Origin of the sequence: Marinobacter sp. KMM 10035 (assembly GCF_046537445.1) — a bacterium.
GTDB lineage: Bacteria > Pseudomonadota > Gammaproteobacteria > Pseudomonadales > Oleiphilaceae > Marinobacter > Marinobacter sediminicola.
The window spans coordinates 1,194,747-1,210,738 of record NZ_JBBVMG010000001.1 but is presented as its reverse complement, the minus strand read 5'-3'; the positions used below and the strand labels follow the sequence as shown (position 1 = coordinate 1,210,738).

General features: G+C 54.8%; 14 protein-coding genes. 6 read left to right on the top strand and 8 right to left on the bottom strand.

What is annotated here, in order from left to right:
• Window positions 1–31 precede the first annotated feature (31 nt).
• The 6 genes from glcE to dctP all read right to left on the bottom strand — a co-directional run bounded on the left by glcE (window position 32) and on the right by dctP (window position 6,516).
• Entirely contained in the window at window positions 32–1,099 is a 1,068-nt protein-coding gene (glcE, locus tag AADB16_RS05365; RefSeq protein ID WP_410801850.1) for a glycolate oxidase subunit GlcE, read from the bottom strand.
• Entirely contained in the window at window positions 1,092–2,567 is a 1,476-nt protein-coding gene (locus AADB16_RS05360) for an FAD-linked oxidase C-terminal domain-containing protein (RefSeq protein WP_410801848.1), read from the bottom strand. The genes glcE and AADB16_RS05360 overlap by 8 nt, the downstream gene beginning before the upstream one ends.
• 24 nt (window positions 2,568–2,591) lie before the next feature.
• Window positions 2,592–3,017, bottom strand: coding sequence for a GlcG/HbpS family heme-binding protein (locus tag AADB16_RS05355; protein ID WP_410801847.1), 426 nt, complete (start codon window positions 3,015–3,017; stop codon window positions 2,592–2,594).
• Window positions 3,018–3,038: 21 nt separating this feature from the next.
• A complete protein-coding gene (locus AADB16_RS05350) occupies window positions 3,039–4,574 on the bottom strand; it encodes a TRAP transporter large permease subunit (RefSeq protein ID WP_309043772.1) in 1,536 nt (511 codons plus the stop codon).
• Window positions 4,571–5,275: a TRAP transporter small permease subunit gene (locus AADB16_RS05345; protein ID WP_309043773.1), complete on the bottom strand. Its 705-nt coding sequence runs from the start codon at window positions 5,273–5,275 to the stop codon at window positions 4,571–4,573. Before AADB16_RS05345 ends, AADB16_RS05350 begins: the two co-directional genes overlap by 4 nt.
• A 104-nt stretch (window positions 5,276–5,379) precedes the next feature.
• Window positions 5,380–6,516, bottom strand: coding sequence for a TRAP transporter substrate-binding protein DctP (dctP, locus tag AADB16_RS05340; RefSeq protein WP_410801845.1), 1,137 nt, complete (start codon window positions 6,514–6,516; stop codon window positions 5,380–5,382).
• A 271-nt stretch (window positions 6,517–6,787) separates the two neighbouring features.
• Here dctP and AADB16_RS05335 point away from each other — a divergent pair, with 271 nt between their 5' ends.
• The 6 genes from AADB16_RS05335 (at window position 6,788) to AADB16_RS05310 (ending at window position 11,862) form a co-directional block, all read left to right on the top strand.
• Entirely contained in the window at window positions 6,788–7,546 is a 759-nt protein-coding gene (locus tag AADB16_RS05335) for an FCD domain-containing protein (protein ID WP_410803589.1), read from the top strand.
• Window positions 7,547–7,704: 158 nt separating this feature from the next.
• On the top strand, window positions 7,705–8,475 hold the full coding sequence (locus AADB16_RS05330) for an ABC transporter ATP-binding protein (RefSeq protein WP_410801843.1): 771 nt from the start codon (window positions 7,705–7,707) through the stop codon (window positions 8,473–8,475).
• A gap of 84 nt (window positions 8,476–8,559) precedes the next feature.
• A complete protein-coding gene (locus tag AADB16_RS05325) occupies window positions 8,560–9,312 on the top strand; it encodes a transporter substrate-binding domain-containing protein (RefSeq protein ID WP_309043775.1) in 753 nt (250 codons plus the stop codon).
• 69 nt (window positions 9,313–9,381) lie between these two features.
• A complete protein-coding gene (locus AADB16_RS05320) occupies window positions 9,382–10,086 on the top strand; it encodes an ABC transporter permease (RefSeq protein ID WP_200202930.1) in 705 nt (234 codons plus the stop codon).
• A gap of 2 nt (window positions 10,087–10,088) precedes the next feature.
• Window positions 10,089–10,814 carry an ABC transporter permease gene (locus AADB16_RS05315; RefSeq protein WP_298449178.1) on the top strand — a complete coding sequence of 242 codons (726 nt, stop codon included), beginning with the start codon at window positions 10,089–10,091 and terminating at the stop codon, window positions 10,812–10,814.
• 16 nt (window positions 10,815–10,830) lie between these two features.
• Window positions 10,831–11,862 (top strand): succinylglutamate desuccinylase, encoded by a 1,032-nt coding sequence (locus tag AADB16_RS05310; RefSeq protein WP_410801840.1) that lies wholly within the window; start codon window positions 10,831–10,833, stop codon window positions 11,860–11,862.
• A gap of 17 nt (window positions 11,863–11,879) precedes the next feature.
• Here the strand turns inward: AADB16_RS05310 and AADB16_RS05305 are convergent, their stop codons facing one another.
• Both AADB16_RS05305 and AADB16_RS05300 read right to left on the bottom strand, forming a co-directional pair.
• Window positions 11,880–14,906, bottom strand: coding sequence for an efflux RND transporter permease subunit (locus tag AADB16_RS05305; protein WP_410801838.1), 3,027 nt, complete (start codon window positions 14,904–14,906; stop codon window positions 11,880–11,882).
• Window positions 14,906–15,985: an efflux RND transporter periplasmic adaptor subunit gene (locus tag AADB16_RS05300; RefSeq protein WP_298449185.1), complete on the bottom strand. Its 1,080-nt coding sequence runs from the start codon at window positions 15,983–15,985 to the stop codon at window positions 14,906–14,908. Before AADB16_RS05300 ends, AADB16_RS05305 begins: the two co-directional genes overlap by 1 nt.
• Window positions 15,986–15,992 lie beyond the last annotated feature (7 nt).

Below are 15,992 nucleotides of genomic sequence, written 5' to 3'. Positions count from 1 at the left end.
CCGCCCCATCGCTGTTCTGACCTTGGCGAATCTACATCCAGCTATATAACCTGCCCGGGTTAAATATTCCGTCGGGGTCGAACGAGTTTTTCACCCGCTGCTGGATTGTTTTAAGCGCATTCGGTTGGCTGTGCATCACCTCGCCACTTCTGTCACCACCCCGGAACAGGCTGACCTGTCCGCCAGCGGCGCGAGCCAATGGTTCCATGTCGCTCAGCTGTCCCGCACCCCGGAACCAGCGCTGGGAGCCTGCCCAGTCGATGAACCAGTCGCCTTCGATGGCGGGGTTCGCAGCAGTGGAGTTAACGGAGAATCGCCACAGTGCTTCGTCGCTTCCGGTGAAGAAGTCGTGCTGCATGTCTTGTACTGAGCGCCAGAATTCTGCGCCTGCTTCCATTACCTCACCACTCCACTTTTCTGCGGTGGCTTCTACAGCTGATTTGGCTCCGGAGAGGCGCAGATAGACTTTGCCGTCTACCCAGCAGGCGGCTGTGATGGGTTTGGGTTCGGCTGAGCGGCTGTTCATGTAGTGGAGGACTTCGTCTATGCCCATGCTCTGAACTAACGTCAGGCTGGCTGCCGGGCTGGGCATTACTTTCAGGCTGATTTCAGTGATGAGCCCCAAGGTGCCTAAAGCGCCGGCCTGGAGGCGGGAGACATCATAGCCGGCGACGTTTTTCATCACTTCGCCGCCAAATCGTAAATGCTCGCCTTTGCCGTTAATCAGGCGAATGCCCAGAACTTGATCTCGCACCGATCCAGTCCAGGGTCTGGCTGGGCCAGACAGGTTGCAGGCGAGCGTGCCGCCAATGGTGGATTCGGGGCCAAAGTGGGGAGGCTCAAAGTGCAGCGCTTGGCCTTGCTCAGCTAGCACCGTTTCAATGTCAGCCAGGGGCGTGCCTGCACGTACGGTCATTACCAACTCTACGGGATGGTAATCCACTATGCCTGTGTGCTCGCTCACGTTGAGGGTGCCGGCATCTGCACTGGGCTCCCGGCCGATGAAGGCTTTGGTGTTGCCGCCCACTATGTTGAGCTTCTCCCCGCCAGCGCGGGCCTGGAGCACTTGCTCCTGCAGTTGTTGAGAGATATCAGCCATGTTGTGCGGCTTCCGTATGTTCGTGCTTGTGTTGTTTGTATTCGAGTGACCGATATTCCTGGCAGTACTTCAGCGCAGGCACAGCTTTGCCCGGATTGAGAATGCCTGTTGGATCAAACGCGGCTTTCACATCGTGAAATTGCTGAAGTTCTTCATCGTTGAATTGAATCGCCATCTGGCGGATCTTCTCCACGCCCACGCCATGCTCGCCGGTAATACAACCACCAACATCCACACACATTTTCAGTATTGCCGCACCAAAGGCTTCGGTACGCTCGAACTCTCCCGGCACGTTTGCATCAAACAGGATCAACGGGTGCAAATTGCCATCACCGGCATGGAATACGTTGGCGACGCGCAAGCCGAACTCTGCAGACATTTTTTCCATCTCGGACAGCACATAAGCAATATGTCGACGAGGAATTGTGCCATCCATGCAGTAGTAATCAGGGGATATTCGACCGACGGCCGGGAACGCAGATTTCCGCCCCAGCCATAACAGCGCCCTCTCCTCTTCGCTTTGGGAGGTGCGAACCGAGGTGGCGCCAAGTTTGCGAAAAACCTCTTCCGCCTCGGCAATGTGCTCGTGTACTTCTTCTTCGGTGCCATCCACTTCACAAAGAAGCAGTGCTTTTGCGTCTCGGGGGTAGCCGGCACCGGCAAAGTCGTCGGCCGCCACAATGGCGTAGCCGTCCATCATCTCCAGGCCACCTGGGATAATGCCGTGGGAGATAATGCCGCCAACTGCATCACCCGCTTTTTGTACGCTGTCGAAACCGGCCATCACCACCTGTGCCACTTCAGGCTTGGGCAGAAGTTTTACCTTCACTTCTGTTACCACGCCCAGCAGCCCTTCAGATCCGGTTAGCAAGGCGAGTAGATCCATGCCGCAGCTATCCAGCCCGTCGCTCCCCACAGTTACCACATCACCTTCAGCGGTGACTATTTCCACACTGAGGAGATTGTGTACTGTCAGCCCGTACTTAAGGCAGTGCACACCACCCGAGTTCTCCGCCACGTTGCCACCAATGGTGCAGGCAATTTGTGATGAAGGGTCTGGGCCGTAGTAAAGGCCGTATTGAGCCGCCTCTTCGCTGATCGCAAGGTTGCGAACCCCAGGTTGCAGGCTGGCCGTTCGTGCCAGCGGGTCGATGTTCAGAATGCGATTAAACTTGGCAAGCGACAGCACCACGCCTTCTTTGTTCGGCATGGCACCTGCACTGAGCCCCGTACCCGCTCCGCGGGCAACAACCGGAACCCCATGCTTATGGCAGATTCGCATAATCCGCTGCACTTGGGTTACGGTTTCCGGCAGCACTACCAGCAACGGCATTTCGCAGTACATGGACATGCCGTCGCATTCGTAGGGCTTCATGGTTTCGTCATCAGTGATAACGAAATCTGCATCAACAAAGGCCCGGAGCTGTTCAGCCAGCTCCGCTTTGCTGATGGTTGGCTTGGTTTTCATAAGGCCTTCCTCAAACCGCCTGTTTCAGCCTCTCTGGGCTGCAAAGTAATCAATTCCCGCCTGGGCGCAATCCATGTCCTGCTGTGGCGTGCCGGAACTTAATCCGATACCACCCACAACCTCGCCATCGACAATCACGGGCAAACCTCCGCCCACAGAACTTACGCGCCCGCCCACTTCTGTATGGATACCGAAAGCCAGGCTGCCAGGCACGTTAACGGCATTATATTCGTGAGTAGCTTTCTTGGCCGCCGCCGCCGTGAACGCTTTATCCTGGGCAATGGTAACGCTTGTGATTTTTCCTCCATCCATACGCTCGAAGGCAATCACATTGCCAGACTCATCGACAACAGCAATGCACATGGGCACTCCGATTTCCCGGGCCTTTTCAGCCGCTCCGGCAATCAGCTGCCGAGCCTCGGCCAGATCAAGTCTTTTGATCATTAACATGTTACTTACCTCCAGAATGGATCAGCCGTAAACCAGCCCTGGCAACCAGGTGACAACACCCGGAATAGCGATGCACACCATCAAACCAAAGGCTTGAATGGCAAGGAACACCAGGGAGGATTTGAAGATAGTGCCCATGGATATTTCCGGAGGGCACACGCCACGTATGTAAAACAGTGCATAGCCAAAAGGCGGGCTAAGGAAAGACATCTGCATGTTCACGAGATACAGCACCCCGAACCAGAGCACGACGTCATCGCCATCTACTGGCGGCAATCCGAAAAGGCCTTCAAACGTCAGCGCTTTCACGATTGGGATGAAGATAGGGACAGCCAAAAGAAGAATGCCAACCCAATCCAGGAACATGCCCAGCACGATCAGCAATCCCATCAAGAGGAACAAAATGCCGTAGGACGACATGCCGGTACTCAGAATGGAGTCAGTTACAAATTGCTGACCACCCTGGAGAATGTAGAAGCCAACAAACACCGACGCCCCGAACATGATCCACAACACCATGGCAGAGGCTTTAGCCGTGGTTATGGAGGCTTCACGCAGTCCACTAATGTTGAACTTGCCGTGCATAATGGCGACCACGATGGCACCGAACGATCCGATACCCGCGGCTTCAACCGGCGTGGCTATGCCACCGAACAGCAGGCCAAGTACCAATGCCACCAAAATCAGGGGAGCAATCAGGCCTTTCAGCAGAAGCAGCTTTTCCCGCAGGGAAATACGCTCATCAACCGGAACAGGCGGCCCAAGGCTTGGGTTAAGCCAACTGCGAATCAGAACATACGCAATATAAAGGCTCGAGAGCATCAGCCCGGGAATAACGGAGCCCAGGTAAAGCTCGCCAACCGACTGCTGCGCCACCACTGCATAGAGAATGGCAAGAATGGAGGGTGGGATAAGAATACCCAAGGTGCCGCCCGCCATAATGGAGCCAATGGCGATCTTGTGGTCGTAGCCACGTTTCAGCATGGCAGGCAGAGCGATGATGCCCATGGTTACAACCGCAGCACCGATTACCCCCACCATAGCAGCCAAAAGCGTGGAGGCCAGTATGGTTGCTGTTGCAAGACCACCACTTAGGCCGCCCATCCATTTGTAGACCACACTGAACATTTCCTCGATCAGCCCCGCACGCTCCAGCATGGACGCCATGAAAATAAATAGCGGAATCGCAGCCAGATCGGAGTTGGTCATCATCGGGAATATCCGGCTGGGCACGATGTTGAGCATCATCGCATCCCCTACCAGATACACGAACAGCACCCCGAGGCCACCCGTAACGAAGGCCAGTGGCAAGCCCATCATCAGGGCAACGAAAAGCGAGCCAAACATCAGATAGGTAAGCGGGCCGATTTCAACACTGGCAAGACTGCCAGCAAACTTGAAAAGGAATTTGTCGTCGCTGAATGGATCGTAGAACAGGATGTTGATCATCTCGACACAGATGACAAACCCGAAGCCTATGGTGGCCAGAATCATCAGCCAGGTGCCGAGCTTACCCGACAGAGTAGGCCCTGAAGCAGTCGGTGTACTGGTAGTCATGCGGCACGCTCCTGTCCAAGGCGAACAAATAGAACAATATCCTTAATGAGCTTGGATATGCCCGCGAGCAACAACAAAGTAGAGCCAAGCATCATCATGCCTTTAACCGGCCAGTACTGAATGCCCCAGGTCTCAACAGTGGTTTCATTCATGGAGTATGAGTTCTCGAAAAAGGTCCAGGAGGTAACCATGAGTACCAAGGCAAACACGAAGAAAAACATTGAGGTAAAAATATCCATGCCGATCCTGCCCCGCACCGGCAAGAGGTTGTAAACCACATCTACACGCACATGGGCGCCATGGAGCATGGCAAAGGCGCCGGCCAGCAGGTACTGCATGCCCAGCAACAGGAAGCTGGCTTCATGCACCCACACCGTGGGCTGGTTGAACATGTACCGCATGACGACTTCGAAAAAATAGAAAACCACTGCGTTGACCGTCCAAAAGGCGACAAACTCGCCAGATTTCTCACTGATCCAGTCAATAATGCGGGTAAACCAGTTACCTTCGAACTTCAGGTAAACCAAAGGGTCATCTTCCATTGCCTGCAACTCACCCGGCGTCATGCCCGGCTCTGCGGGTTCGCCGCCCCGAGCGCAAGCCCACTTGTGCCACCCCATCATGATGAGCGGCATCACCGCCAGCCAGCCCCAGTACATCCAGTGCGGCATTACAAATCCGAAGCCTTCCAGATCAGACATACGCTTACTACCTCAGCCATAAAACGGGGAAGGAGGTGCTCCGCTTTCAGAAGCAGTCCCAAGCCTTCCCCACTGTGCTTTTATTGTTTTCAGGTAACGCAGGCTTACTTGCCTTTGACGCCTTCCAGATCAGACTCGCTCACATAACCAACGGTGTCGTTCATCATGTACTCAAGCTGCATATCGAAGATGGCGCGTGCATCCTCATCCTTGTTTGCCCACTTGTACCAGATAGGAATCGCGGCACGGCGGAACTCGGCAAGATCGTCCTGGCTGAGGCGGGTCACTGTATCGCCGTCGGCCCGAAACTTCTTCATGGCTTCGATGTTGCGCTTCTGAATGGTGAGGTAGTGAATCTGGGAATAATTGCGGACTTCATCTTCCACCAGCTTTTGCAGTTTCGGATCAAGGTTGTTCCAGTTTCGCAAGTTGACGGTGAGGTCCATCAAGTCCACTGGCTGGTAGATAGACATCACACCTGGAGGGCCGAACATGATGTAGTCCGTCACCTGGGAGAAGCCCAGTTCGTAGTTCACCGCAGGGCCAACGTAGTCCGCTGCATCAATGGTGCCTTTTTCCAGTGCAGGAAAAATATCAGAGCCGGGTAAGCTCACAGTCGAGACACCAAACTGCTGGAACACTTCGGCGACCATTCCGCCGGGCACGCGAATCTTCATGCCCTTCAAATCGCTCAAGCTGTTAACCGGCTTTTTGGAGTGGATGATGTTGGCATCGTGCTGAATGGGGCCTACGTAAAATAGACCATACTTTTTATAGATTTCCCGAGTCTTTTCCAACATGCCCATGGAGTAGAACATGGTGTCCCACTGGTGCGGCTGATCCGGGCCAGCAGGATAGGAAGACAGAAATACCGATGCCGGTATCTTGCCAGACCAGTACAAGGTGAACGGGTTCATCCCTTGCAGCACGCCATTACGCACGGCTTCGAACAGGGCGTTGTTATCGGCAGCAACCGCCTTGGCTGGAAACGGCTTGAAAATCAGCTCGCCGCCGCTTTTTTCCTTGATGCTCTCGCACCATTCTTCAAACAGGTCGTAACCGACAGTGCCTGCATCCCAAACAGACTGTATTTTCCAGGTTGTTGCAGCGTGAGCCTGGCCTGCCCCCATCATCAGCGCACCAGCCAGAGCGGTGCCAAGGGCTGCGGTTTTCAGAAAACTCCTGCGCTGCGAAACTGCGCCGGCTCCGCAATTATTTGTATCGATCTTGCTCGGTTTCATCGAGACATCTCCGCTAAAATTGTTGTTATATTTTTTGTAGAGCTCTGAGCAACACCGGCTTCATTCCCGGTATCAGAAACGATATTCCTTGGCGGTACCTGTTTAGTCCAGTAAAGAGACCACTGGTCAGACCAGTTTCTGTAACTGGCAAAATGGACGAATGCGGCCCAATCAGCCATATTCAAAGGGCTGTCGTATTGCGGGCAGCGTTAACCAGATAACAACAATGACAACCAGCACTGGTCAGACCAGTGACCCCGCAGGCAAGAAAATGGCTATTTCACGTGAAGTCTCGTACCGACTGGAAAGGCTTATCCTTGATGGAGGCTTGGCGCCAGAACAAAAAATACCTTCAGAACGGCAACTTGCAGCGCGCCTTCGGGTTTCGCGGTCGGTGATTCGCGAAGCGCTTCATGAGCTTCAGGGGCGCGGTGTTATAGAAACCCGCCACGGCAAGGGCTCCTTCGTTTCCACAATGGTGCCCGGGTCTGACGATCTCCGTGAGCAAGGCCCTCTAATGCATCTTTTTGAAGGGCATCCACGAACCCTCTACGATTTGCTGGAAGTTCGGGAACAACTGGAGGGGCAAGCTGCTTTCCTGGCAGCCAAGCGTGCAACCAGCCTGGATCATCATCGGATCACTAAAGCCTACAGGGCGTTGGAAGAAACAGACCCGCTTAGCAATGCCCGGCCAGATCACGGCTTCCATCAGGCAATTGTTGAGGCTTCGCATAATCCGATTCTGGTTCATGTACTCAACAGCCTCAAAAACATGATGCTGATGACGGTGCAGGCATCTGTCGCCAATCTCAACCCCAGGGCCGAAAAGCGCAAGAAAATTGTGCAGCAGCATCGCCAACTCTATGAAGCCATTATGGCTGGCCGACCCGCAAGCGCGCAGAAAGTGGCCATGGCCCATGTACGCTTTGTAAGTGAATCCATGCGCGACATGGAAAGCGAAGGCAGCGAGCTTATACGCATTCCAGTTTTGCCGGAAACAGCGGGGAATCCACACCACATCAGCGGCTGAAACCAGCAAAATGCTTGCATTGAGCACTCATTGCGCCACAATACGTGGTCTCAATTACAGGCGCTGAAAAATAACAATACTGTGTGCGTAAGGCATTGATTTCTTCAACCACAGTCCGTAAAACAAGCGCCCTTGATTTCCAGTTTCAGGAGCCATCCATGGCGGACCAAGCGCCTTTGATCTGCAAGGACATACATAAGACCTTTGCCGAGCTTGAAGTGCTCAAAGGTATTTCACTCGAAACCCGCAAAGGCGATGTGGTTTCTCTGATCGGCAGTTCCGGCTCTGGTAAAAGTACCTTTCTGCGTTGCATCAACCTGCTGGAAACACCCACCTCCGGTGACATCATTGTTCACGGCGACCCCATAAGGTTTACCAATAACCGCAAGGGCGAGCGTATTCCGGCGGATAACAAACAGGTCGAACTGATTCGCGCCAAGCTTTCCATGGTCTTCCAGTGTTTCAATCTCTGGTCTCACATGACGGTGCTGGAAAACATTATTGAAGCGCCAATCAACGTACTTAAAGTTCCTAAAAAGGAAGCCATTGAACGGGCAGAGGCTTACCTGAACAAGGTGGGCATATACGAGCGCAAGGATTACTACCCGGCTCAGATGTCGGGGGGCCAGCAGCAGCGGGCAGCCATAGCCCGAGCATTGGCCATGGAACCGGAAGTGATGCTGTTTGACGAGCCAACCTCAGCACTGGACCCGGAGTTGGTTGGGGAAGTATTGAAAGTTATGCAAAGTTTGGCCGAGGAAGGCCGCACCATGATCGTAGTAACTCACGAAATGGCATTTGCAAAGGATGTGTCGACTCAGGTGCTGTTTTTACACCAGGGCGTTATCGAGGAGCAGGGCACACCTCAAAAGGTGTTTGATAACCCTGACTCGGAGCGCATGAAACAGTTCCTGGCTCCCAAGTTCTGACAGGCGGTGCTATCTTTATCGCTGTTGGACATATAGTTTCCAAAAAAATAACGCCCTAGAGGCGATACACTGGAGAAGTGACACATGAAAAAACTGATGATTGCAGCAAGCTGCGCCCTCGCCATGTTTGCTGCAGGTACACAGGCAGACGAGCGTAATTTGCGCATTGCTTTCGACGTACCTTATGAGCCGTTCGAATACAAAGATGAAAATGGTGAGCTGACAGGCTTCGAAGTTGATCTGGCCGCTGCCATGTGTGAAGAAATGAAGGCCGACTGCGAGTTCGTCATTCAGGCTTGGGACGGCATGATTCCTGGCCTCTTGGCCCGTAAATTCGATCTGATCATGTCTTCCATGTCGATCACGGAGGAGCGTGCGGAGCGGGTTCTTTTCTCTGAGCCGTACTACAACACGCCAGGCGGCTGGTTTGGCCCGGACAGCTTCAATGCAGACGTTACCGATATGGGCGCCATGAAAGGTAAAACTGTAGGCGTTCAGCGCGGCACCACTATGGACACCTTTGTTACCGAAGAAATGAGCGGCGTAGTAACCATCAAGCGTTACACCACCGCAGATGACATGGTTCTGGACCTCGAAGGCCAGCGCCTGGATGTCGTATTTGTTGATTACCCGGTAGGCGAACAGACCGTTCTGACCAAGAAAGGCTTCAAGGAAGTCGGCGAGCCCGTAAAGCTGGGTGAAGGCGTGGGCGTTGCCATGCGCAAGCGCGACAAAGACGTTGCCGAAGAGGTGAACGCGGCCCTGCGTAAGCTGAAAGAAGACGGCACCTACGATGCCATCATGAAAAAGTATTTCGCTTACGACGTAAAAGTCTGACCGTTAAGATCTGATACTTCCAGCCCCAGGGGTAGCCGTAGTGGCTACCCCTGACTACCGGACACTCCCATGTTTGATCTGAAAGGCTATGGTCCGGCCCTTTTGAACGGGGCAGTTGTTACCGTAGAACTCGCTTTCCTGTCTCTTGCTCTGGCATTGATTCTCGGGCTTATTGGCGCGGCTGCAAAGCTGTCAAACAGCCGTGTCGCTGTGGGCATTGCGACCACTTACACCACCCTGATTCGTGGTGTTCCTGATCTGGTGATGATGCTGCTGTTCTATTATGGCGGCCAGGTGGGCGTGAATATGCTCTCCGACTATATTTGGGAAACCTATGAAGTCGACTTTTTCTTCCAGTTCAATCCATTCATTTCTGGCGTGATAACCATCGGGCTGATTTTCGGGGCCTACATGACAGAAACCTTTCGAGGTGCCTTTCTGGCAGTTGAAACCGGACAGATTGAGGCGGCGCGAGCCTACGGCTTTAGCAAATGGCACACCTTCCGCAGAGTGATGGTTCCACAAATGTTGCGCCATGCCCTACCCGGCATTGGCAATAACTGGCAAGTTTTGCTCAAAACCACAGCTCTGGTTTCTATTATCGGCCTCACGGATATGGTGCGTGTAGCAGAGGAAGCAGCCAAGGCGGAGCGCATGCCCTTTCACTTTTTCATTCCGGTGGCGTTTGTGTATCTCGCCCTTACGGCAGGCTCCGAGCTTTTCATTAAGTGGCTCGATAAACGAGCCAATGTCGGCGTGATTCAGGAGACTTGATAATGCCACCCGACTTTATTGCTGCCTGGCTTAACAAGAACGACATTTTTACGGCCATGACCATCATGGAGTACTGGGATGGGATGGTCACGACCGTTCAACTGGTATTTCTGTGCCTGATTATCGGGCTTGTGTTTGCGGTTCCTCTGGCGATTCTTCGCACGGTTAAAAACCCGTTTGTGTCTGGCCCTGTGTGGCTTTACACCTATCTTTTCCGTGGCACGCCGCTGCTGATTCAACTGTATATTATTTACTATGGCGTCGCCCAGATTCCCGGCATTCAGGAAACCTTCTGGTGGGAGATTTTCCGGGAGCCGTTTTACCCTGCCCTGCTGGCCTTCACATTGAACACCTGCGCCTACACCACTGAGATTATCCGTGGAGCGATCATTTCTACGCCCCATGGTGAAATTGAGGCGGCGAAGGCTTACGGTATGAATTGGTTTATGCGGATGCGGCGCATTGTGTTGCCAAGTGCGGCGCGGCGGGCGGTGCAGGCGTATTCCAATGAGGTTATTTTCATGCTGCACTCGAGTGCGATTGCGAGTGTGGTAACGATTGTGGATCTTACGGGGGCTGCGCGGAATATTTATTCGCGGTTTTATGCGCCGTTTGATGCGTTTATTTTTGTGGCGCTTTGCTACATGGTGCTGACCTTTATTCTGGTGTTTGCGTTCCGCAAACTTGAGAATCATTTGTTGCGGCATCAGCGGCCTGTTGGGTCCTGAACATAAAGGGAGTTCCATGATTCCTAGTCGGGAACTTTTTGAATCCAGCCCTGACTGGCTAGCTCACACGCTTGCCAATGCCACAGCCGATCTTCCGAAAGTCTCTGCCACCCTCCCCGATGGCACCCACATAATCCGCAAAGCGGTTGGTGTTTTACAGCTTACGCCGCCACCTGATCGTGCCAATCCGAATCAAGAGGCGCTGATTGTCTCAGCCGGAATTCACGGCAATGAAACCGCCCCCATAGAGGTTCTTAACACGCTTCTCAGCGAGCTGTTGAACGAAGAGTGGCAGTTGGCTGTTCCGCTGCTGCTGATTCTGGGAAACCCGCCAGCCATGGTGGCCGGGGAGCGGTTTTTAGATGTAAATCTTAACCGGCTATTTAATGGGACTCATGGCAAGCCGGAGTATGACGGTCTGCCGGAAGCGGATCGGGCGCGGTTTCTTGAGGAGGTGTGTCGGCAGTTTGCCATGGAGCACCCACAGGCCCTTTCTCACTATGATTTACATACCGCCATAAGGCCTTCCCAGCGGGAGAAGTTTGCGCTTTATCCGTTTGTAGAGGGCCGGCAGGTGCCTGAGGCGCAGTGTGATTTTTTGCTGGAGGCCGAGGTGGGAACTTTGTTGCTGCAGCATAAGGCAGGCACTACGTTTTCATCGTTTTCTTCATTCGTGCTGAACGCTGAAAGTTTTACGGTGGAGCTGGGCAAGGTTCATCCGTTCGGTATGAATGATCTCACTCGATTCGAGGGTATTAAAAATGCACTTCGGCGGCGGTTTTGTGGTGAACCCGCTCCTGCCACACAACCACCCTTTGACCATCTCACGGTGTTTGAGGTGGTGTACGAGATTCTGAATACAGGGAAAAACTTTCAGTTTCACATTCCAGATGATGTGGCCAACTTTACCGAGTACGCCCCGGGTACCGTCATCTGGGAGGATGACGATACCTGTTACAAGGTTGGCGAGATTCCAGAGGCGATTGTGTTCCCGAACCGGGACGTGCCGGTTGGCCAGCGGGTGGGTCTACTGATCAGGCCCCGTTAAGCTCCGCCGGCACAGAGCTACGCCGCCGCGTTTTCGGGTTCAGCCACTTTCACCTTGATCAGCTGCGTACACACCGCGGGGATCACCAGCAGGGTCAGCACAGTTGAAGCCAGTAGCCCTGAGATAATCGCCCAAGCCATGGGCGGCCAAAGTGTGGAGCTCGAGAAGGCAAGCGGCAACAAGCCGGCTACGGTGGTGGCTGTGGTCAGCAGGATGGGCCGGGTTCGCTGTATTACGGCTTTGCGCATGGCTTCGTGGATGTTCTCGCCGTTTTCCAACTCTCTGTCCATCACATCCAGCAGCACTATGGCGTTGTTGACCACAATGCCCACCAGTGCGATCACGCCCAACATCGACTGAAATCCGAAGGGCGAACCAGATAGTACCAAGCCGGGGAATATACCCACGGTGGCCAGGGGTACGGTCAGCAGGATAATGCCAACCCGGCGGAAGGAGTTGAACTGCAACAGCAAAAAGAAGAGCAGCAAGAGTATGCCAATGGGCGCGGCTGTTAGCAGAGCACCGTTAGCGTCGCCTGAGCCTTCGGCATCGCCGCCCATTTCCATACGGGTACCTTCAGGCAGAGGGTTATCTTCCAGCGCTCGTTGCAGCCCATCCAGCGCCTGGCTGAAGCTGTAGCCCGTCAGCAGATTTGCGGTCACGGTGTTCAGCCGGGTTCCGTTACGCAGGTAGCGTGCAGCTGGCTCCCAAGTTGTCTCCACGCTGGCCACAGCAGACAGCGGTACCGCTTGCCCTCGCTCGTTATAGATATTCACTGAAAGCAATCGTTCCAGTGGCAGCGAGGTGCCTTCCTGGGATCTCAGCACCAGTGGTATCGGGTCTTTTTCCTGGCGGTAGCGCTCGGCAACCACACCAAAACTCTGGCCATACAGGCTTTGAGCCACATCCGCACGGGTAAGCCCGTATCGTGCAGCGGTGGCGTCGTCTACGTTTATGGCGATGCTGGGTACGCCAATGTCCAGATCGTGCCGCACATCCACTGTGCCCTCCACCTGACGCAATGCACTGAACAACTGCTCTACTGCATGGGTGCGTGTCTTGTCGTCGGCGTGGTACACACGCACTTCCACCGGAGCAATGCTCGGCGGCCCCTGCCCCAGAACACCCACGCTTACGTCCAGCTCGGGCATCTGTTCATCCACGTGGGCACGAATCCAGTGAATCATGCCGGTTGTGTCTTCCAGCGTCGGCGTGGCTATCACAAGCCGGCCTCTGTTCGGCGCTTGGGGGGCCCGCTGGAGATTGTAATAAAAAGCGGGGCCGGTAAAGCCCACAAACCGATGAATCTGAAGCGCATTGGGCTGAGTGCGTATGGCGTGCTCCAGATTGGCAGCGGCTTCAGCGGTGCGCTGTTGGTCTGTGCCTTCCGGCATAAAGAGCTCAACAATCACCTGAGGCCGGTCGGCATTGGGGAAGAACTGTTGCGCCATAAATGTCGTCATGGACAAACTGATCACAACCAGAAAAGCGCCAGCAGCAATCAGGCGCTTTGGATGGCGGTACACCATGCCACCAAGAAAACGCGCCAATCCAAGCAGGCGGTCAGCCTCGGCATTGCGGCGAGGCTTGAGGAAGCGTGCTGCCAGCAGGGGAACCACTGAGATCGCCAACAGGTAACTTACAGACAGCGTGAGCATAATCATCACCGGCACGCCCCGGGTGAAATCTGCCGCACCGCCCTTGGCAAGTAATAGCGGAGCAAAGGCAGCAAGTGTGGTGCCAGTGGAGGCTCCCAATGGGCCCGCAAGCTCACCAACCGCTTTGCGCAGAGCGTCCAAACGGCGCACGCCCACATCAAGGTGCCCCTGAATGTTCTCAACAATCACAATGGCGTTGTCGATCAGAATGCCCAGAGAGATCACCATGCCGATAACTGCTATCTGGTGCAGCACGCCACCGCCAAGATCGTAAAGCCCAACGCTGATCAGAGCCACCATCGGCAGAATGGAAGCCACCAGCAGGCCCATTCGGATGCCCATGCCGGTGAACACCACCGCTACGATGATCAGTACCGAAAGCACCAGACTCCAGGCCAGATTATCCAAACGCTCCGAGACTTTATCCGGCTGAAAGAACATCTCGCGGATTTCGTAGGGCTCGAAGTCCCCGCGTATCTGTTCAACCCGCTCCCGCACTCGCTCACCAAAACGGATCGCGTCGGTGGTGCCCTCTTCCATAATCAACGAGAGTAATACAACCCGCTCACCATCAAACCAGGTTTCTGGCTGGCGTGGCTCTGCTGGGCCACGCCACACGTCTGCAGCCGCCGCCAGTGGCACCTGAGAACCGTCCGGAAGCTCTATGGGCGTGGCCCGGATGGCATCAATATCCGCGAACTCCGTATTAGGAAGCACAGACAAACGGCGACCGTCCACAACCACAAAACCGCCGGGGGTGGTCTGGTTACGTTGAGCAAGGGTTTGCAGAATTCGAGCCGGCGAGATGCCAAGGCGGTAAAGCGCCGCATCATCCAGAGCCAGGGTGATCTGCTCATCGGCATCCCCTTCCAGTTCAATACGGGAGACGCCACCCAGATCGGACAGGTTTTCTTTGAGCCGTTCCGCCACATCCGTCAGCTCACTCACTGAAGACGCGCCGCCTATGGCAAGAACAATCGCCGGGTTGTCAATCAAGCGGTCATCCAAAGCCATCTGGCCAATGTCGTCGGGGAAGTCTTGCTTTGCACGCTCCATCGCTTGGCGAACGCGGTCCCACGCGGGATCTGTATCGTAAATATCGTCGTTCAAGCGCAACCTGACAAGCGCCACACCGGTCCGGGCTGTACCTTGGGAAAAGTCTATTTCCTCGACCTGCCGCAGTTCATCCGTTAGCGGCCGGAGCACCAATCGCTCTACAGCATCGGCACTGGCACCCGGATAGCTCACCGACACCAACCCGGCCCGGTACGGAAATGAGGGGTCTTCCTGGCGCGGCATAGTGCTGTATGCCGCAATACCCAGCAAACACAGCATGGTAACCACCATGCCCAACAATCGCTGATAATTGAGTAGCCGGCGCGTCATCAGCGCACCTCCACGGCATCACCGTCTGCAAGGCGCGTCATACCTGCGTAAACCACTTGATCGCCGGGTTCCAGCTCACCTGTGCGCACCACCACACGCTCACCCACAACACGCTCAACCTGTATGGGTACTCGCCGCGCAATACCTTCACGCACGCGGAATACCGTCATGCCATCCGCGCTGCGGAGCACGGACAAAAGCGGCACAGTCATGGCTGATTCCCGGGTGGGTGTTATACCTACTTCAACTGGCTCACCGGTATCCAGAGTATTGATCGGCAAGCTAACCAGAACCGGATGCAACTCACCCCGGATAGCGCCCGCCTGAGCAATTTCAACAACAGAGCCAAGTACCGGAGCCTCGATTCGATTCTGCACAGACCACACTGGCAATTCTTCATCCACTGCCACGTGGGCCAACAGGTAAGCCGGCACCCGCACTTCCACTTCTTTACCTTCAGGTGAAGACAAGCGCATTACCGGCTGGCCCGCCGCCACAAACTCATCCCGTTCTACCAATAGCGCTTCCACACGACCGCCAAATGGCGCTCGCAAGGCGCTTTCTTCCAGCAACTGGGTAGCCTCAGCCAATGCCGCTTGAGCTGTTGCCACGCTGGCCTTCAGGGAATCCCGACGAGCCGCAATCTGTTCAAGGTTTTGCTCGGATACCACGCCTCGTTCGTGCAGCCGGCTTGAGCGCTCCCACTCACGTTTGGCCTGTTCGTGACGGGTGTGCAACTCGTCAAGCTTGGCTTTTGCCGAATCCCGTGCAGGTTCCAGAGCCGGATTGTACACCCGTGCCAGCAAGTCGCCGGCGGCAACTGTCTGGCCCAATTCCACGGCCCGCTCCCGAAGCGTTCCGCTAACTTGAAAGGTAAGCGTTGCGCGCTGGGTTGACCGTACAATGCCGGAAAAACGCAGGGTTATTTCCTGGGCTTCGCCCCCCGTAACCTCTGAAACACGCACCGAAACTGCATGTTCACCCGAGGCAGCAGGGGCATCATCGGCCATGCAACCGGATAGGAACAGGCCGCAGGCAGCAAGAAATAAAAGGGCAACAGGGGTGCGCGATGGTGTCATAAAGTAT